Here is an 18,572-nt window from a genome sequence, read left to right on the forward strand (position 1 = left end):
GACGGCAAGTGAATCCATGGTTTAGCTTGCCGGGCCTTGGCCGCCATGCCGGGTCACACTATGGGTGAGCGATGGAAGACCCGCTCGCCACGCCGATCCCCGATTATGCGCACCGCGTCGCGATGTACGACATGGACCGGACGATAACGCGTTCAGGGACTTACAGCGGCTTCCTTATGCATGTTGCGCAGCGGCGCCAGCAATGGCGGCTCTTGCTGCTGCCGCTGGTCGGGCTTGCAGGGGCGGCCTATTCGCTGCGCCTGATCGACCGATCGCGGCTGAAGGCGATCAACCTCAGGCTGCTTGTCGGCAAGCGCTTTCGTCGCACTGAGATCGCGCCGCTCGCCGAAAGCTATGCCGACAAGGTGGTGTCGCGTGGGCTGCATCCCGCCGCGCTCGAACAGATCGCCGCCGACCGCGAAGCGGGATACCGGCTGCTGCTCGCGACGGCGTCGTTCCATCTTTATGTCGATGCGATCGCGCGGCGGCTGGGGATCGACGATGTGCTCGCGACGCAGCTCGACGAGCCCGATGGCGCCGACCATATCCACGCGCGGCTAGCGGGTGACAATTGCTATGGCGAGGCGAAGTTCGCGCGGATCGACGGCTGGATGGCGGCCAACGACATCACCCGCGACCGGGCGCATATCCGCGCTTATTCGGATCATGTCTCCGATCATCCGATGCTGCATTTTGCCGACGAGGCGGTGGCGACGACGCCGTCGCGCAAGCTGAAATTGCTCGCCCCGCAAATGGGCTGGCAGGTCGTCGACTGGCGGACGAAGAGATAGCCCTCCCCCTTGATGGGAGCATCGGGTCGGCCATGCCCCCGGCATGGCCTGAACAGCGCGGGGCGCTGTTCACCCGAATGCTGGTTGGGTGGGGGTGAGGTTGCAGGCATCGGCCTACGCCAGCGACCTCACCCCCACCGCTGCGACTAGGCGATTGCATCGCCAAGTCTCGCTGCCTCCCCCATCAAGGGGGAGGGCTTCGGTCAAACCGCGTCCAATGCCTGCGCGAAGTCGGCGATCAGATCGTCGGGATCCTCGATACCGATCGAGACGCGCACCAGATTGTCGGTGATGCCGAGCGCCTTCTTGCGCTCGTCGGGAACCGACAGATGCGTCATCGCGGCGGGATGGCTGGCGAGCGTCTCGGTGCCGCCCAGGCTGACCGCGAGCTTGGCGATCTTCAGCGCGTCGAGAAAACGGAAGCTCTCGGCCTCGCCGCCCTTGATGAACAGCGAGAAGGTCGACCCGGCGCCGGTGCAATGGCGGTCGAAAATATCCTTCTGGCGCGCGTCCTGAATGAAGCCGAGATAGCCGAGCCCGTCGACCTTCGGATGATCGCGCAAGAAAGTGCAGACCTTCAACGCATTTTCGCCCGCGCGGCTCATGCGCAGTTCGAGCGTTTCGAGGCTGCGCAGCAGCATCCACGCGGTGTTGGGGTCGCAGATCGTGCCGATCGTGTTGCGCATCGGGCGGATGATGTTGAGCAGGCGCTGGTCGCCCGACACGCCGCCCGCGACGAGGTCCGAATGGCCGCCGGCATATTTGGTCAGGCTGTAGACGACGAGTTCGGCGCCCTGCTTCAGCGGCTTTTGCCACAGCGGGCCGAGGAAGGTGTTGTCGATCGCGATCGGCGGCTGCTGCTCGCCCGGGAAAGCGGCGTCGCGCGCGGCGCGCACCGCCTCAACATCGACGAGCGCGTTGGTCGGGTTCGCGGGGCTTTCCAGATAGACGAGCGCGACCTTGCCGCCCTTTTCATCGGCGAGCGCCTGCGCGCGGGCCAGAATGGCGTCGATTTCCTCGCGCGTCGCGCCGGCGGGGAAATCGACGAAGCTGACGCCGAAGCGCGACAGGATGCGCGCGATCAGCGTTTCGGTCGCGGCATAGAGCGGGCCCGAATGGACGATCACGTCATTCTGGCCGACGAGTGCGAGGAGCAGGGTCGCGATCGCCGACATGCCGCTCGAAAAGACGAGGCTGTCGTCGGCGCCGTCCCAGACCGCGAGGCGGTCCTCGAGGATTTCCTGGTTCGGGCCGTTGAAGCGCGAATAGACGAGGCCATCGGCGGGGCCTTCGCGCTTGCCGGTGATATGTTCGAAGAAGCGCTTGCCCGCGGCCGCGCTTTCGAACGCGAAGGTCGAGGTCAGGAAGATCGGCGGCTTCAACGAGCCTTCGGAGAGCACGGGGTCATAGCCGAGTCCCATCATCAGCGTGGCGGGGCTGAGGTCGCGATCGCCGATTTTCTTGGTGTTGTTCTTGGGTTTGCCGCGCATGGCCATGGGGATGCTCCTTGAGATGTTGGGACCCTGTATAGCACGCCGGTTTCGTTCGAAACTATATTGCGCGGGATCACCCGATCATCGCGATGGACCAGATCACCCCGATCAGCAGCGGAACGCCGATAATGTCGAGCGTGAGCCCCGCCTTCAATATGCGCGGCAGTGCGATATGACCCGTCGCCCACGCAAGCGCATTCGGACCGGTTCCCGACGGCAGCATGAAGCCCCAGCTCGCCGCCATCGCAACGGGAAGCGCAAGCAGGATCGGATCGACGCCGGTCGCCGCGATCAGCGCCGCGAGCACGGGCATAATCCCGCTTGCGGTCGCGACGTTGCTCGCGAACTCGGTGATCAGGATGGTGAGCGCGACGATGGTCGCGGCGAGCAGGATCGTTGGCACGCTGCCGAGCGGTGCGAGCACCGCGCCGAGCCAGGCGGCGAGCCCGCTTGCGGTGATCGCGGCGGCGAGCGCAAGGCCGCCGCCGAACATCATGATGACGCCCCATGGCGCGCGGTCGGCTTCCTTCCAGAGCAGCAAGGGCCGGCCGGTGCCGTCGGGCAGGATGAAGAGCAACAGGCTGCCCGCAACGGCGATCGTGCCGTCGGTCAGCGCGCCCTTGGGCAACATCGGTTCGAGCCAGGGCTGCGCGATCCACGCGACGAGCACGACTAGGAAGATCGGGACGACGCGGCGCTCGGCGGTCGACCAGATCGCCTGATGGCCGAGCGCGGCGGCGGCGGCCGTGCCGTCGAAGGGATGATCGGCAAGCCGCTGAACGCGCGCGAGAATTCCCATCGCGATCGGGGTCGACAGCAAGACGATGGGGACACCGTAGATCGCCCAGTCGAGAAACGAGATGCGAAGTCCCAGCGCTTTTTCGATGAGTCCCGCTGCGATGGCGTTGGTCGGGCTGCCGACGAGTGTGCCGAGCCCGCCGATCGAGGCGGCAAAGGCGATGCCCATCATCACCGCGCCTGCGAAACCCCCGGTCTCGCCCTCTTGCACGCCGCCCGCGCGCACGACTGCGAGTGCGATCGGGATCATGATCAGCGCGGTCGAGGTGTTCGAAATGAACATGCTGAGCAGCGCGGTCGCCGTCATGAAGGCAAAGAGCAGGCCCGAGGCGGTGGGCGAGGCACGTTTCAGAAGCGCGAGTGCGAGCCGTCGGTGCAGCCCGACGCGCTCGATCGCGAGCGCCAGAAAGGCGCCGCCGAGGATCAGGAACAGGATCGGCGAATAATATTCCTTCGCGATCGCATTCGCATCCATCACGCCGAAGGCGGGCACGGTGAGGAAGGGCATGAGTGCGGTGACGGTCAGCGGCAGCGCCTCGGTCATCCACCAGATCGCCATCAGCACGGTCAGTGCGGCGACGCGCCAGGCGGTGGTCTCCATCCCGGCGGGCGCCGGAGCCAAAAGCATCAAGCAAAAGACGACGAGCCCGCCGATCAACCCCAACCAGCGCGTGCGCGTCATCGGCCCCTCATCCTCCCGCCAGTCCGATCACCGACAATTGGCGGCCATAGGAATTTTCCCCTTTATGGCACGCGCGGCGATAGCTGAAATAATCTTGCCCCTCGGCATAGGTGTCCTGTCCGCCGATGGCAATTCGCGTCACGCCCGCCGCGGCGAGCCGCGCCGCGACATAGGCGGCGATGTCGAACATCGCATGGCCGGGCTTGCCCGCTGCGAAAAAGCGCTCGTTCGCCGGATCGTCGGCGACGAAGCGCTGCACGAAATTCTCGTCGACCTCATAGGAGGCGCGCGCGATGCACGGCCCGATCGCGACGGCGATATTGGCGCGGCTGGCGCCAAGGCTTTCCATCGCGGCCAGCGTCGCATCGGTCACGCCCGCAATTGCGCCCTTCCAGCCCGCATGCGCGGCGCCGACGACCCCGGCCTCACGGTCGGCGAACAGCACCGGGACGCAGTCGGCGGTCAATATGCCGAGCAAGATACCGGGCGTCCGCGTCGCGAGCGCATCGGCCTCGGGCCGCGCGGCAAGGTCGGTGTCGGCATCGACGATCACGCAGCGATTGCCGTGAACCTGATACAGTCCGGTCAGCGTTGCGCCCGGAAGCACGGCGTCGGCCACGCGCCGCCGGTTCTCGGTGATCAGCGCAGGATCGTCGCCTGAGCCGAGGCCGCAGTTCAGCGAGGCAAGTTCGCCCGTCGAGACACCGCCACGGCGGCCGAAAAAGCCGTGCGCGACGCCCGCCAGCGTCGCCGCGCTTGCAAAGGGCGCGCTCACAGGTCGAGCCGGAAGATGCGATCCTCGTCGATGTGGTTGCCGACGCGGAAGGCGTTGCGGCCGACATCGACAAAACCATAGCGGCGGTAAAAGGCCTGTGCGCGGGGGTTTTCGGTAAAGACCGAAAGATAGAGGATCGACGCGCGTTCGCGCGCCCATGCGATGCCCCAGTCGGTCAGCGCCACCGCGATGCCTTTGCCCTTCGCGGCCTCCCCGACATAAAGCTGGTGCAGCTCGGTCGCGTCGTCGAGCGGCTGGCCTTCGGGCAGGTCGAAATCGATCGGCCCCATTTTGATGAAGCCGGTGATCGCGCCATCGTCGTCGTGGGCGAGGGCGATCGCCCAGGCGGGGTCGGCGATTTGTGCGCGGAGGCGCTCGGGCGGATTCCAGCCGGCGAGGAAGGCCGCGAGGTCGGCCGGGTCGTAAATATGCCCGAACGTGTGGGTGAAGGAATTGCTCGCGAACAGGGTCAGTTCGCCGACATCTTCGTCGCGCGCGAGAGTGATGGTGGTCATGCTGCTGCCTTTGCCCCGAAACCTTCGGGTCGCGGCCAGCCGGGGGCACAGGCAGCCATGACCTTGAACAATTCGCCCATCGCTTGCGGCGCGACAAGCCGGTCGCGCTGGCCCGCGAGTTCGCCGGCGCGGTCGGGCGCCGCGTTCGTCAGCGCCTTCAGCCGCGCGTCGATGCCGAGCGCCTGAAGCCATGCGCCCTGGCCGACCGGGCCGGCGATACCGACGCCGGCGCGCCTGGCTGCATCGGAAAGCGCGGTGAAGTCGACATGCGTCGTGAGGTCGGCCTCGCCCGGATCGACGAAGGGATCGGTGAATTGATGCGCCTTCACCGCCTGCAGCGTGTCGCCCGCCGCGGGCCCCTGATAGCCATAGTCGATCACCAGCATCGCACCGCCCTGCCGCGCGAGGCGGAAAGCACAGCGCTGCATGATCGCCGCCGATACGGGGGAGGTTTCGACGATGCTTCCCGGGGCGCTGGCCCGCAGCATCTCCGGGACGCTGTCGTCGGCGGGCACATCGCCGGGCACCGCTGCCAGTTGCCCGCCGACGCGCTCAACCATGCGTTCGCGCCATCCGTCGTCGGTGCGGACATATTGGTGGACGGGCAGGGCGTCGAAAAATTCATTGGCGACGATGATCGCGGCGCCGTCGTCGGGCAGGTCGTCGATATCGTCGTGATGGATCGCGGCGGGCAGGCGTGCCGATTGCGCCGCGCGGAGCGTCGGGCTCGTCTCGACCAGATGGACGCCCTGCGGCGTGCAACCGAAGCGCGCCATCGCGCGCAGCGCGTCGGCGGCGAGCGTGCCGCGGCCGGGGCCGAGTTCGATATAGCGAAACGCCGGGCTGCCCGCGCGCGACCACAGATCGGCGATCCAGATGCCGATCATTTCGCCGAACATCTGGCTGATTTCGGGCGCGGTGGTGAAATCGCCCGCGGCGCCGAGCGGGTCGCGCGTCGCATAATAATGGCCGTTCGCCGCGGCGATGAAATCGGCGACGGTCATCGGCCGCGCCGCCGCGATCTGGCTTATCAGCGCTTCGGGACTCGGCGGGCTGTCACGCAACGCTGTCGAGTCCGGCGACCGGTTCGACCCGCTGGCGGCGACCCTTCGCGGTGGCGACGAGCCAGAAACCGATCAGCAGCATCGGCACGGTCAGCGTCTGCCCCATCGTAAGGCCCCACGACAGCGTGCCGAGCTGGACATCGGGTTCGCGCACGAACTCGACCACGAAGCGGCTGAGGCCATAGATGATCGCCGCCATGCCGAACAGGAAGCCGGGCTTGTAGCGCGCATCGGTGCGCCAGAAGAAGAAGGCGAGGACCGCCATCATCAGCAGGCCTTCGAGGCCCGCTTCGTAAAGCTGGCTCGGGTGGCGCGGGTCCATCGTGCCGCTGCCCGGAAAGATGATCGCCCACGGCACCGTCGTCGCGCGGCCCCACAGCTCGCCGTTCACGAAATTGGCGAGGCGGCCGAAGAAAAGCCCGAACGGGACGACGCACGCGACATAGTCGCAGAAGCGCAGGAAACTGAGCTTTTCCTTGCGCGTCACATACCAGATCGCGATCAGCACGCCGATCACTCCGCCGTGCAGCGACATGCCGCCGTCCCATAATTTGAAGATTTCGAGCGGCTTTTCGAGATAATTGCCGAGGTTGTAGAAGAGCACATAGCCGAGCCGGCCGCCGAGGATGATCCCGAGCATCGCATAGAAGATCATGTCGTCGGCGTGGCGACGCGCCATTGGGGCGCCGGGCTGCGCGATCAGCTTCAAGAGATACCAGTAACCGACGAAAATGCCGGCGAGATAGGCGAGCGCATACCAGCGGATCGGCAGGCCGAAGACGCTGAACGCGATCTCGGAGTTTTCACCCATCAGATCGTGGAAGTTCACATATTGCGTTGCTTCGGCTAAGGTTGCAAAAAGAAACATATCGTCGCGCTGTCCTTCCCCAGGAGAGGCCTCCCCATAAGGGGTTAGGCGAGCGAGACCAAGAGGAGAGATAGAAGATGCCATCTGCGCTCGATTTGCGCCTGGAAGCCGCTTATAATCTGATCACCGGTCCGGGCGGACCGATCCAGCTCGGGACCGTCGAACGCTTCGGCCACCAGCTTCCCTTCATCTCCAACGCGCCGACCAACCTTGCCGACTATGTTGCGTTTTTTGCCGCGCAGCATGGCGATGCGACCTTCCTCGTCGAAGGCGACGAGCGGCTGTCGTTCAAACAGGTCTATATGGCGGCGCGGCAGGTCGCGGCGGGGCTGGTCGAGGGTCATGGCGTCCAGCGCGGCGACCGCGTCGGGCTCGCGATGCGTAATGCCAATGCGTGGTGCGTTTCCTATATCGGCATTTTGATGGCGGGCGGCTGCGCGACCTTGCTCAACGGCTGGTGGCAGGGCGGCGAACTCGCGGCGGGCATTCTCGACAGCGAAGCGAAGCTCGTGATCGCCGACGCCCAGCGCGCGGCGCGGCTCGAGGGTATCGAGCATGGCGCGAAAATCATCACGCTCGACATCACCCAGCCGATCGATCAGGCGATCGCGCCGATCACCGGCGCCGGCGGCAGCGCCGCGACGGTGCTCCCCGTGCTGACCGGGCAGGATCTGGCGACAATCCTCTTCACCTCGGGCTCGACGGGCCAGTCGAAGGGCGCCTATTCGCGCCACGAAGCCATATGCCAGGCGATCTTCAACTATGTCACGCAGACCGCGAGCATCGTCCATCTGCTGACCGAAGATGGACAGATGTCGGATATCCAGCCCGCGACCTTGATCTGTACGCCGCTGTTCCATGTCACCGCTGAAGTTCCGGTCTTCCTGCAAAGCTTCGCATTGGGGCGCAAACTGGTGCTGATGCCCAAATGGAACGCCGATGAGGCGATGCGGCTGATCCAGGACGAGAAATGCAATTATTTCGTCGGTGTGCCGCTGATGAGCTATGAAATCCTCGTCAGTCCGAACCGCAAGAACTACGACCTGTCGACCTGCAAGAGCTACGCCGGCGGCGGCGCACCGCGCCCGCCCGAACATGTGCGGCGCCTTGCGGCCGAGATGGGCGAGGCGAAGCCTTTGCTCGGTTATGGCCTCACCGAAACCAACGCGGTCGGCTGCGGCATCATCAACGAAAATTATGTCGCGAAACCAATGTCGACCGGTCCGGCGTCGAAGCCGCTCGTCGACCTCGCGATCCTCGACGACAATGGCAACGAACTGGCGCAGGGCGCTGTCGGCGAGGTCTGCATCCGTTCGGTGTGCAATTTCGAGGGCTATTGGAACAATGAGGCGGCGACGAAGGCGGCCTTCTTCGACAATGGCTATTTCCGCTCGGGCGACCTCGGCTATCTCGACGAGGACGGCTATCTGTTCATCGTCGACCGCAAGAAGGATATCATCATCCGCGGCGGCGAAAATATCAGCTGCCAGGAAGTCGAGGCCGCGATCTACGAACATGCCGAGGTCAATGAATGCGCGGTGTTCGGGCTTCCCGACGAGCGGCTCGGCGAGTGCGTCGGCGCGGTCGTGTGGATGAAGCCTGGCAGCAGCGTGACGGCGGAAGAGCTGGTCGCCTTCCTCAGTGCGCGGCTCGCGCCCTATAAGGTGCCGTGCCAGATCTGGATGTCGAACGACGCGCTGCCCAAGCTCGGCAGCGAAAAGATCGACAAGGTCAGCTTGCGGAGCCAGTATCGCGAGGAATATGCCGCGAAGGTGGTCGCGTAACCGGAAACAGCAAAGGAGCGAACCGGGATCATGGCCGAGGCTGAAACTCCCGTCGCTCCCGTCAAACCGGAGCCGGTGCGCGTCTATCGCCACCGGCTGCCGGCGCGCATCTGGCACTGGGTGAATGCCGTCACTCTGCTCATCCTGTTGATGAGCGGGCTGATGATCTTCAACGCGCATCCGCGGCTCTATTGGGGCGAATATGGCGCGAATTTCGACCGCGCGTGGCTGGTGATCGGTTCGACACCCGACAGCGGCTATTTGCGCATAGGCGATTATCGCGTCGACACGACGGGGGTGCTCGGTCGCTGGACCGATGCACAGGGTGCCGAAAAGACATGGGCCTTTCCCGGCTGGGCGACGATCCCGACCAGCTACAGCCTGGCCGACGGGCGGCGCTGGCACTTGCTATTCGCGTGGGTGCTGTCGATCGGGCTCACGCTCTACATGGTCTGGACGCTGGTTGGCGGACATTTGCGCAAGGATCTGCACATCCGCCGCGCCGAATGGTCGCCGCGCCATATCTGGCACGATGCGAAGGAGCATGCGCGGCTGCGCTTTCCGCGGGGCGAGGCGGCGGCGCGCTACGGCATCCTGCAGAAACTCAGCTATATCGGGGTGATATTCGTCCTGCTGCCGCTGATGATCGCGACCGGCCTCACCATGTCGCCCGGGATGAACGCGGCATGGCCGTGGTTGCTCGATGTCTTCGGCGGGCGGCAGTCGGCGCGCTCGATCCATTTCATCGCCGCCTGGGCGCTCATCCTCTTCTTCCTCGTCCATATCGCGATGGTGCTGCTCGCGGGGCCGGTGAACGAGATACGTTCGATGATCACCGGCTGGTTCCGCCTGCCGCCCGAGCGGGAGGAACGCGCATGAACTCGATCGTCCTTCCCCGCCGCCAGCTTATCGCGCGCGCGGGCGGGCTCGTCGCCGCGGCGGGCGCGCTGCCGCTGCTTTCGGGCTGCGATGCGATCAACGACGCGCCCGCGGTGCGCAAGATCTTGTCGATGGGCGAGGAGATGAACCGCGCGAGTCAGCGCGCGCTGATCGACCGCAATGCGCTCGCGCGCGAGTTCAGCCGCGCCGACCTGTCGCCCTATTTCCGGCCCAACGGCACGCGCCTGCCGGCCGGCGCCGCCTATGCCGCGCATGCGGCGAGCGGCTTTGCCGACTGGCGCGTCAAGGTCACCGGGCTCGTCGCGCGGCCGCTCTCGCTGTCGATGGCCGATATCCGCGCGATGCCGCAGCGCATCCAGATCACGCGCCACGACTGCGTCGAGGGGTGGAGCGCGATCGGGCAATGGACCGGCCCGCAACTGCGCGATATCCTCGCCGGGGCGGGTGTACGCGACAGCGCGCGCTATATCGTCTTTCGCTGCGCCGACCGGCTCGGCGATACGCTCTATTATGAAAGCTGCGACATGGTCGATGCGCTGCACCCGCAGACGATCATGGCGTGGGCGCTCAACGGCAAGATATTGCCGATCGCGAACGGCGCGCCGCTGCGTCTGCGGATCGAGCGCCAGCTCGGCTACAAGCACGCCAAATATGTGAACGCGATCGAGGCGGTCGCCAGCCTCGATCAAATCGGCGCGGGCAAGGGCGGCTATTGGGAAGACCGAATCGATTATGAATGGTATGCCGGAATCTGACGGCAACCATTTGGGACGATTGAGGCTTCTGTCGTTGCAGACATGTCGATCCTAGCTCCATTTCTTTCCCGCGTGGTGCGTCAAGGACGGCTGACCGTCATTGCACCCGATGGCGCTGAGGAGCATTTCGGCACGCCGACAACGGGATTTCCCGAGCTTACCCTTCGCTTCGCGAGCCGCGCCGGGATGCGCCGCATCATCCTCGACCCGCGGCTTGGCGCCGCCGAAGCCTTCATGGACGGCGACATGCGGATCGAGGGCGGCGACATCATGGACCTCATCGGCCTGATCCGCATGAACACGCCATGGGATCGCGGCGCGGCGCTCAAGGACAAGACGTGGCTCGGCCGGCGCGCCGACTGGGTGAAGACACGGATCGGTTCGATCAACCGCCAGCGCCGGTCGCGCGCCAACGTCAAGCATCACTATGACATTGGCAACGACCTCTATCGGCTCTTCCTCGACGACGACATGCAATATAGCTGCGCCTACTGGCCGCGGCCGGACATGACGCTGGAGGAAGCGCAGGTCGTGAAAAAGGTACATATCGCGGCGAAGCTCGCGCTCAAACCGGGGCTGCGCGTGCTCGATATCGGTTGCGGCTGGGGCGGGATGGCGATCACGCTCGCGAAGCTCGAGCAGGTCGAGGTGCTCGGGATCACGCTGTCGGAGGAGCAGTTCGCGCTCGCGCGCCAGCGCGCCGAGGCGGCGGGGGTCGCCGACCGCGTCACATTCGAACTGATCGATTATCGCGACCTTGCCGCGCGCGAGGCGGGGCGGTTCGACCGCATCGTCTCGGTCGGGATGTTCGAACATGTCGGCGCGCCCAATTTCGAAACCTTCTTTCGCGCCGCCGCCAACCTGATGACCGCCGACGGGGTGATGTTGCTCCACACGATCGGGCGCTTCGGCAGGCCGGGATCGACCGACGCCTTCACGCGCAAATATATCTTTCCCGGCGGCTATATCCCCGCGCTCAGCGAGACGCTGGCGGCGAGCGAGAAGAGCCGGCTGATCGCCACCGATATCGAGACGCTGCGGCTGCATTACGCGCTGACGCTGCGCCAATGGTATGCGCGCACGCTTGCGCACGAGGCCGAAATCACCGCCATGATGGGGACACGTTTCTTTCGCATGTGGACCTTCTACCTCGCGGGCGCGACGTCGGCGTTCGAAAGCGGCGGGATGGGCAATTACCAGATCCAGTTCGCGCGCAGCCGCCACGCGCTGCCGCTGACGCGCGATTATATCGCGGCGGCCGAGGAGGATTTTGGCGCACGCCGGGTGTGACATCAAACACAGTCGCCGCCGTCATAATCCCCCATGGGACCGGCCCGAAGGAGGGCGGAATGGCTGACGAAGACATGGGCGCCGGGCGTGACCGGACTGGAGTTCACCGGATCAGGAATTGCTGGGCGCTGCGCCGCGAAGGTCTGAAAGGCTTGTGGGTCGACGCGGAAGTCGCAGCGGGCGCCTCGCCGGCGCTGGTCCTGACCGGTTCGCGCCGCGGGCGCGCCGAAATTCCGCTCACCGATATTCGTCGACTCCGTGCGAGTCTCGACGAAGGCAAATTCCGCTGGCTCGATTCCTTTCGCTGCCTGATCTGGTGCGACGACGGGCGAAAGTTCGTGCTGGTCCCGAAATCCCTCGGGAACGTCGGCTATCGCGATCTCATCCTCGAAATCGCGCGAGGGATGAAGCGCGTCGGGCGGTTCGACCGGGTCGAGCGCGGGCAGCAAGTTTGGGAAGCCGCCTTATATTCGGTGTTCATGGTCGCGATGGCTCTGCTGATCGGCTACGCCGCTTACGACTCGCTGAAGATTTACGGCTCGACGAGGACGAGCGATATCGTCTTTGCCTGCATCACCGGGGGCTTCAGCCTTTTGCTGCTTGTCGGCAGCGTCGCGATATGGGGAGACAAGAAGCGGCCTCGCCCAGTTCGCAGCTTCAAGGATTTGCGGGGGGTGCTGCCCTGATCGCCGTCAATTCGGATATCTTTCGTTCATCACGTCCCAGCTCAGCACGACGAGCTTTTCGAGAACCGCCAGGTCGACGTCGGCGAGCTTGTTGATGTAAAGGCACGATTTGCCGTTCTTATATTTGCCGAGCTTGGCGAGCAGCGCGTCGGCCTCGGGTTGACGGTCGCAGTAATGGCCCATCAGATAGAGCGTCATCGCCGCCTTGCGCGGGCTGAACCCGGCGCGGCACATCGTTCCCGAACGGCCGCTGTCGTATAGATAGTCATAGCTGCCATAGCCGATAATCGACGGCCCCCACATTTTCGGATCGAGCCCCGTGACACGCCGGTGCATCGCATCGATCACCTCGGCCTCCTCGCGGCGTCGTGCATCGGGGACGGTCGCGATGAAATCGGCGACGGCAATTTCGGTGGCTTTGGTCTTGATCTCGGCTTTGCCCATGATCTCTCTCCCCGGCACGAGAATAGCGGTTTGGACAGGGAATTCCAATCAGCGGCACCGTGCGGGCTGTGTCGCGATACGGATTGTGGCGGCAATTTACTTGATTCAAAAAACCGTTATCACGTTCGCGCGTGGCTGCTCGCCATCTGATTTCACCCCGTATCGCACAAGTTCGTCAGGAGAAGGTGGATGGCTCGCTTCCCGAATCTGAAGAAACTGGACAAGTTCGAGAATATATTCTTGCTCGGCTTTCGGCTGCTTGTCGGAATTTTTTTGATCTACGGAACGTGGGATAATATCTCCAGCGCCGCGCGGATGGCGGAGTTCGCAGCGTTTCTGAAATCGCACGGGTTCATGTTCCCGAAAATCATGGCCCCCCTGTCGGTCTGGGCTCAATTTCTTTGCGGCGTGGCATTTTGCGCGGGCGTCCTGGTGCGGTGGGCGGGCCTTGTCTGTGCATTCAACTTCCTGGTCGCGATTGTCATGGTGGATGCTGCGGGAGGAATCCGGGCGAGCTTCCCGAGCGCGATGCTGATCGCATTCGGGCTTTACATTGCGGCGCGCGGCGCGGGCTCGCTGGCGTTGCAGCGCAGCTAGGCCACTAACAGAAACGCCGATCAGCGGTGCCGCGCAGCGATCTGTTCGGCTAATACCGCAATGCGGCGGCGGAAGCTCTCCGGCGCGGCCACCTCGACCTCGGCGCCGAGCGCGAGCATGTCGCGTGCGCCATGGTCGCTGTCCTCGACCCGCATCGTCATTTCGCGCCAGCCGTCGGCGGCGGGTACGCCTGCCCCCGCGACCGCTTCGGCGCCGCGCGGCGACTGCGCGGCAAGCCGCTTGCAGCCTTCGGGCGAGGCGCGGATGGTCGCGGTCGTGGCGAACAGCTCTGCCTCGAACCGCGCTTGCTCCACCTGCCACCATGTCGCGAGATGAAAATCGGCGGGGCGCTCGAAGGGCGTGTCGCCGGCCACCGGATCCTCGATATTCGCGATTCGGAAGATGCGGATCTTCCCGCCGCCGCGCGCCGCGAGATACCAGATGCCGGCTTTCAGCACGAGGCCGAGCGGATCGACGCTCCAGTCGCGCACCCCCTGCCAGCTTTCGTAGTGCATCGACAAACGCCGCTCGTCGAGTACCGCGCGCGCGATCGCGGGAAGGTGCGGCAAGGCTTCGCCGCCGCGATACCAGTCGACCGCGTCGAGATGGAACCGCGCCGCCATCCGGTCGGCGAGTGCGCCGCCGCCGCCGGGAAGCGCGATGAGCAATTTGTTGCGCGCGGCGCTGGCTGCGGCGCCGATCCCCAGTTCGGCCGCCGGGCCGGGCAGGCCGATCATCGCCATCGCCTCGGCCTCGCCGGCCGACAGCCCGGTGAGGCGCGTGCGATAGCCGCCCAGCAGCTCGAACCCGCCGCCGGGTCCGCGATCGCCATAGACGGGCACCCCCGCCGCGGAGAGCGCGTCGATATCGCGGTAGATCGTGCGTTCGGACACTTCGAACTCGGCCGCGAGATCGGCCGCGGTCAGCCGCCCGCGCAATTGCAGCAGCATCAGGATCGAGAGGAGGCGGCTCGCGCGCATTTTTTCGCTGTAGCAGAAAATAGCTGACAGAAAATGTCAGGATGGGGCGCGTAGGGCAGGCGGGTCACGAAGGGAGCAAATTATGACCCACATCGAACGACGCACCATCATCGCCCTTTCCGCAGGAGCCCTTATGTCCACTATCGTCCCCGCCGTCGTTTCCGCCGCGATCAACCCCGCCCCCGTGGGCAAGCCCGGCGACTTCGATTTCCTCACCGGCGAATGGCGCATCCACAACAAGTTTCGTGAGGGCGAAAAGTGGATCGAATTTCCCGCCGAAGCGACCGTCGTCGGCATTCTCGGCGGCATCGCGAGCATCGAGGAACTGCGCATTCCGGCGCGGGGCTTTTCGGGCATGGGGCTCCGACTGCTCGACGTCGAAAAGAAAATCTGGTCCGATCATTTCGTCAACGCCAAGTCGGGCGTCGTCGCGGTGCCGGGCGAGCTCGGCGTATTCGAGGAGGGCGTCGGAACCTTCCTGTCCGAAAGCGAGGGCGCGCAAGGCCCCGAACTCTATCGCGGCGTGTGGGATCGGATCACGCCGAAAAGCTGTCGCTGGTTCCAGGGCACCTCGCGCGACGGCGGCAAGACGTGGGACGACAACTGGTTCATGGACTGGACGCGGATTTCCTAGGTCTCCGTGCCCCTGCGTAGGCAGGGGCCCATCTCCTATCGGTGGGGCCTCGGATCGGCGGTGATGTCGGGCCGATAGCTTCGGTGATGGGCCCCTGCCTGCGCAGGGGCACGATGCGTGTTGGACAACATACATTGCGTGATCATGGCAGGACTGCTAGCCGCGCCCGCGTCTTTCCCTCGCCAAAGGTGCCATCATGTCCGAGTCCTTCAAGCGCGTCGTCCTCGCCTATTCGGGCGGCCTCGATACCAGCGTCATCCTGAAGTGGCTGCAGGTCACCTATGGCTGCGAGGTCGTGACCTTCACCGCCGACCTGGGGCAGGGCGAAGAGATCGAGCCCGCGCGCGCCAAGGCCGAGCTGATGGGTGTAAAGCCCGAGCATATCTATATCGACGATGTGCGCGAAGAATTCGTCCGTGATTTCGTCTTCCCGATGATGCGCGCCAATGCGCGTTACGAGGGCGACTATCTGCTCGGCACGTCGATCGCCCGCCCGCTCATTTCGAAGCGGCTTATCGAGATCGCCAAGGAAACCGGCGCCGACGCGGTCGCGCACGGCGCGACGGGCAAGGGCAATGATCAGGTCCGCTTCGAACTGTCGGCCTATGCGCTCAACCCCGACATCAAGGTGATCGCGCCGTGGCGCGAATGGGACCTGACCAGCCGCACCGCACTGATCGACTTCGCCGAGAAGAACCAGATTCCGGTGCCGAAGGACAAGCGCGGCGAAAGCCCGTTCTCGACCGACGCCAACCTCCTCCACACCTCGTCCGAAGGCAAGGTGCTCGAGGATCCGTGGGAAGAGACCCCCGACTATGTCTATTCGCGCACGGTGAACCCCGAGGATGCGCCCGACACTCCCGAATATATCACGATCGATTTCGAGCGCGGCGACGGCGTTGCGCTGAACGGGCAGGCGATGTCGCCCGCGACCTTGCTCGCGGCATTGAACGACCTCGGTCGCAAGCATGGCATCGGCCGCCTCGACCTCGTCGAGAACCGCTTCGTCGGCATGAAGTCGCGCGGCATGTACGAAACGCCGGGCGGCGAAATCTATGCGCGTGCCCACCGCGGCATCGAAAGCATCACGCTCGACCGCGGTGCGGCGCACCTCAAGGACGAGTTGATGCCGAAATATGCCGAGCTCATCTACAACGGCTTCTGGTTCGCGCCCGAGCGCGAGATGCTGCAGGCAGCGATCGACCATAGCCAGGCGAACGTCACGGGCACCGTCCGCCTCAAGCTCTACAAGGGCAACGCCAGCGTCGTCGGCCGCAAGTCGCCGCTCAGCCTCTACAGCGAACGCCATGTGACCTTCGAGGACGACGCCGGCGCCTATGACCAGAAGGATGCGGCGGGCTTCATCAAATTGAATGCGCTGCGCCTCAGGCTCCTCGCCAAGCGCGACCGCTGAGACGGCCAGCCTCGGAGAGCAAGCAATTTTCGTCCCGATCTGTCCACAGGGAAAGCCAATTTTATTGGGGGAGTAGCATGGTGCAGCGACCAGCGTCCGGGTTGAATTCGTAATGGCGACCCGATTTTTCTCCGACAATGCCGCGACGGTCCATCCCGCGGTAATGGACGCGCTGGTGGCGGCCAACCAGGTCGATACGGCCTATGACGGCGACGCGCTCAGCCAATCGCTCGATGCGGCGTTTTCGGAACTTTTCGAAACGGATTGCGAGGTTGTCTGGATCGCGACGGGCACGGCGGCGAACAGCATCATCCTTGGCCATTTCGTGCGGCCATGGCAGGGAATCCTCTGTTACGAGGAAGCGCATATCGAGGTCGACGAATGCGGGGCGCCGACCTTTTATTCGGGCGGCGCCAAGCTGATGCCGCTGCCCGGGCGCGGCGCGAAGATCGAGACCGAAGCGCTGAGGACGCGCATCGCCGGAATCCGCCGCGACGTGCATCAGGTCCAGCCGGCCGCGGTCAGCATAACCAATGCCACCGAATATGGCCTCGCCTGGCGTCCAGAGGAAATCGGTGAGATCAGCGAGATCGCCAAGGGCGCGGGCATGAAGCTCCACATGGATGGCGCGCGCTTTGCCAATGCCGTTGCATTCCTCGGCTGTGCGCCCGCCGATGTGACGTGGCGGGCGGGGGTGGATGCGCTGTCGTTCGGCTTCACCAAGAACGGCGCGATGATGGCCGAGGCGATCGTTTTTTTCGGCGGCAGCGGCGGGGCCGGGGTGCGCGAGCTCAAGAAGCGCGGTGGCCATTTGCTCAGCAAGGGGCGGTTCGTCGCGGCGCAGATCCGCGCGATGCTCGCGAACGACCTGTGGCTCGCCAACGCGCGTGCTGCCAATGCCGGCGCGGCGAAGCTCGCGGCGGCGTGCGGCGGCCGCTTGATGCACCCGGTCGAGGCGAACGAGCTGTTCGTGCGCCTGACCGCCGACGAAGCCGCGAAGCTGCGCGGCGCCGGGTTCGATTTCTACGACTGGGGCGAGGGCGCGGCGCGCCTCGTCGTCAGCTGGGATCAGGATGCCGAGGCGGTCGCACCGCTCGCGGCTGCGATCGGCGCATTGTGAGTAGCGAGCAGCCACTCACGCTGCTCAGCCCCCGCGTCCTCTTGCCCTTCATGCTGGTGACTTTGATCTGGGGATCGACCTGGATTGTCATCACCGGGCAACTCGGTGTGGTCCCGCCCAGCTGGTCGGTGACCTATCGCTTCGCGGTCGCGGCGATTGCGATGTTCGCCTTTGCCGCGATCCGCCGCGAGCCGCTTCTGCTCGCGCCGCGCGCGATGCTCTTTGCGGTGGTGCTCGGCATCGCGCAGTTCGCCTTCAACTTCAACTTCGTCTACCGCGCCGAGCAGCACATCACCTCGGGCCTCGTCGCGGTGCTGTTCGCGCTGCTGATCGTGCCGAACACGTTGCTCGGCCGCGCGTTCCTCAAAACGCCGCTCGAAGGGCGCTTTCTTGCGGGAGCGGGGATCGCGATCGTCGGCGTCGGGCTGATGATCCTTCACGAATATCGCGCCGCCGCGGTCGGCGCGGGCGAGGTGCTGCTCGGCACCATGCTGACCCTCGCCGGGGTGATGAGCGCGTCGACCGCCAACGTCATGCAGGGCACGCGCATTGCGCGCGCGCAGTCGATGGTGGTGATGATCGCGTGGGCGATGCTTTTCGGCGCACTCGCCGACGGCAGCTATGCGTGGATCACCACCGGCCCGCCGGTGATCGAGCCGACCGCGACCTACATCGGCGGCGTGCTCTATCTCGGCGTGATCGCCAGCGCGGTGACCTTTCCGCTCTATTTCAACATCATCCGCGCGGTCGGGCCGGGGCAGGCGGCGTGGTCGAGCGTGCTGATTCCGATCATCGCGATGGGCTTTTCGACCGCGTTCGAGGATTATCGCTGGGCAACCCTGTCGATCGCGGGCGGTGTCGTCGCGCTGATCGGACTGGTGATCGCCGTCGCGAAGCGGCCCGAACGGCCATCGGTCAGCGGTAATATGGTGTCCGTCCCGGTCGAGCGCGAGAGCTAGTTGTCATTGCTGTGTTGTTTCAG

Annotated in this window: 19 protein-coding genes; 11 read left to right on the top strand and 8 right to left on the bottom strand. The window is 65.0% G+C overall.

What is annotated here, in order from left to right:
- The first annotated feature begins 71 nt into the window (after positions 1-71).
- A complete protein-coding gene (locus FG91_RS05320; protein ID WP_081940425.1) occupies positions 72-791 on the top strand; it encodes an HAD family hydrolase in 720 nt (239 codons plus the stop codon).
- Between the two features lie 203 nt (positions 792-994).
- Here the strand turns inward: FG91_RS05320 and FG91_RS05325 are convergent, their stop codons facing one another.
- From FG91_RS05325 to lgt, 6 genes are all read right to left on the bottom strand, one after another.
- The gene (locus FG91_RS05325) at positions 995-2,287 is read right to left on the bottom strand and encodes a cystathionine gamma-synthase family protein (RefSeq protein WP_052187330.1); all 1,293 of its coding nucleotides are present in this window, start codon (positions 2,285-2,287) and stop codon (positions 995-997) included.
- Positions 2,288-2,357: 70 nt separating this feature from the next.
- Complete coding sequence (locus FG91_RS05330) at positions 2,358-3,764, bottom strand: SLC13 family permease (RefSeq protein ID WP_037512944.1); 1,407 nt, start codon at positions 3,762-3,764, stop codon at positions 2,358-2,360.
- Positions 3,765-3,771: 7 nt separating this feature from the next.
- Positions 3,772-4,539, bottom strand: coding sequence for a peptidoglycan editing factor PgeF (pgeF, locus tag FG91_RS05335; protein ID WP_052187331.1), 768 nt, complete (start codon positions 4,537-4,539; stop codon positions 3,772-3,774).
- Positions 4,536-5,054: a GNAT family N-acetyltransferase gene (locus FG91_RS05340; RefSeq protein ID WP_037512947.1), complete on the bottom strand. Its 519-nt coding sequence runs from the start codon at positions 5,052-5,054 to the stop codon at positions 4,536-4,538. Before FG91_RS05340 ends, pgeF begins: the two co-directional genes overlap by 4 nt.
- Positions 5,051-6,058, bottom strand: coding sequence for a class I SAM-dependent methyltransferase (locus FG91_RS05345; RefSeq protein ID WP_081940438.1), 1,008 nt, complete (start codon positions 6,056-6,058; stop codon positions 5,051-5,053). The genes FG91_RS05340 and FG91_RS05345 overlap by 4 nt, the downstream gene beginning before the upstream one ends.
- Positions 6,059-6,110: 52 nt before the next feature.
- Entirely contained in the window at positions 6,111-6,986 is an 876-nt protein-coding gene (gene lgt, locus FG91_RS05350; protein WP_037512951.1) for a prolipoprotein diacylglyceryl transferase, read from the bottom strand.
- Between the two features lie 77 nt (positions 6,987-7,063).
- On the opposite strand from lgt, the gene FG91_RS05355 reads away from it, so the two are divergent.
- From FG91_RS05355 to FG91_RS05375, 5 genes are read left to right on the top strand one after another with little or no spacing between them, the layout of a single operon-like run.
- Entirely contained in the window at positions 7,064-8,770 is a 1,707-nt protein-coding gene (locus tag FG91_RS05355; RefSeq protein WP_037512954.1) for a class I adenylate-forming enzyme family protein, read from the top strand.
- 30 nt (positions 8,771-8,800) lie between these two features.
- Complete coding sequence (locus tag FG91_RS05360) at positions 8,801-9,649, top strand: cytochrome b/b6 domain-containing protein (RefSeq protein ID WP_037512957.1); 849 nt, start codon at positions 8,801-8,803, stop codon at positions 9,647-9,649.
- Positions 9,646-10,425, top strand: coding sequence for a molybdopterin-dependent oxidoreductase (locus FG91_RS05365; protein ID WP_037512960.1), 780 nt, complete (start codon positions 9,646-9,648; stop codon positions 10,423-10,425). Before FG91_RS05360 ends, FG91_RS05365 begins: the two co-directional genes overlap by 4 nt.
- 42 nt (positions 10,426-10,467) lie before the next feature.
- On the top strand, positions 10,468-11,715 hold the full coding sequence (locus tag FG91_RS05370; protein WP_037512976.1) for an SAM-dependent methyltransferase: 1,248 nt from the start codon (positions 10,468-10,470) through the stop codon (positions 11,713-11,715).
- Between the two features lie 59 nt (positions 11,716-11,774).
- Complete coding sequence (locus tag FG91_RS05375; RefSeq protein ID WP_152568006.1) at positions 11,775-12,401, top strand: hypothetical protein; 627 nt, start codon at positions 11,775-11,777, stop codon at positions 12,399-12,401.
- Between the two features lie 6 nt (positions 12,402-12,407).
- Here the strand turns inward: FG91_RS05375 and FG91_RS05380 are convergent, their stop codons facing one another.
- Positions 12,408-12,845, bottom strand: a complete 438-nt coding sequence (locus tag FG91_RS05380; RefSeq protein WP_037512980.1) for a DUF1801 domain-containing protein — start codon at positions 12,843-12,845, stop codon at positions 12,408-12,410.
- A gap of 189 nt (positions 12,846-13,034) precedes the next feature.
- Here FG91_RS05380 and FG91_RS05385 point away from each other — a divergent pair, with 189 nt between their 5' ends.
- On the top strand, positions 13,035-13,442 hold the full coding sequence (locus FG91_RS05385) for a DoxX family protein (protein WP_037512981.1): 408 nt from the start codon (positions 13,035-13,037) through the stop codon (positions 13,440-13,442).
- A gap of 20 nt (positions 13,443-13,462) precedes the next feature.
- Here the strand turns inward: FG91_RS05385 and FG91_RS05390 are convergent, their stop codons facing one another.
- Entirely contained in the window at positions 13,463-14,422 is a 960-nt protein-coding gene (locus FG91_RS05390; RefSeq protein ID WP_037512982.1) for a helix-turn-helix transcriptional regulator, read from the bottom strand.
- A gap of 133 nt (positions 14,423-14,555) precedes the next feature.
- Here FG91_RS05390 and FG91_RS20865 point away from each other — a divergent pair, with 133 nt between their 5' ends.
- The 4 genes from FG91_RS20865 (at position 14,556) to FG91_RS05410 (ending at position 18,549) form a co-directional block, all read left to right on the top strand.
- Positions 14,556-15,056: a hypothetical protein gene (locus tag FG91_RS20865; protein WP_052187332.1), complete on the top strand. Its 501-nt coding sequence runs from the start codon at positions 14,556-14,558 to the stop codon at positions 15,054-15,056.
- A 196-nt stretch (positions 15,057-15,252) separates the two neighbouring features.
- On the top strand, positions 15,253-16,470 hold the full coding sequence (locus tag FG91_RS05400; RefSeq protein WP_037512983.1) for an argininosuccinate synthase: 1,218 nt from the start codon (positions 15,253-15,255) through the stop codon (positions 16,468-16,470).
- 112 nt (positions 16,471-16,582) lie between these two features.
- A complete protein-coding gene (locus tag FG91_RS05405) occupies positions 16,583-17,590 on the top strand; it encodes a threonine aldolase family protein (protein WP_037512985.1) in 1,008 nt (335 codons plus the stop codon).
- A gap of 50 nt (positions 17,591-17,640) precedes the next feature.
- The gene (locus FG91_RS05410) at positions 17,641-18,549 is read left to right on the top strand and encodes a DMT family transporter (protein WP_081940439.1); all 909 of its coding nucleotides are present in this window, start codon (positions 17,641-17,643) and stop codon (positions 18,547-18,549) included.
- The last annotated feature ends 23 nt before the right edge of the window (positions 18,550-18,572 follow it).

Source organism: Sphingopyxis sp. LC81 (genome assembly GCF_000756375.1).
GTDB lineage: Bacteria > Pseudomonadota > Alphaproteobacteria > Sphingomonadales > Sphingomonadaceae > Sphingopyxis.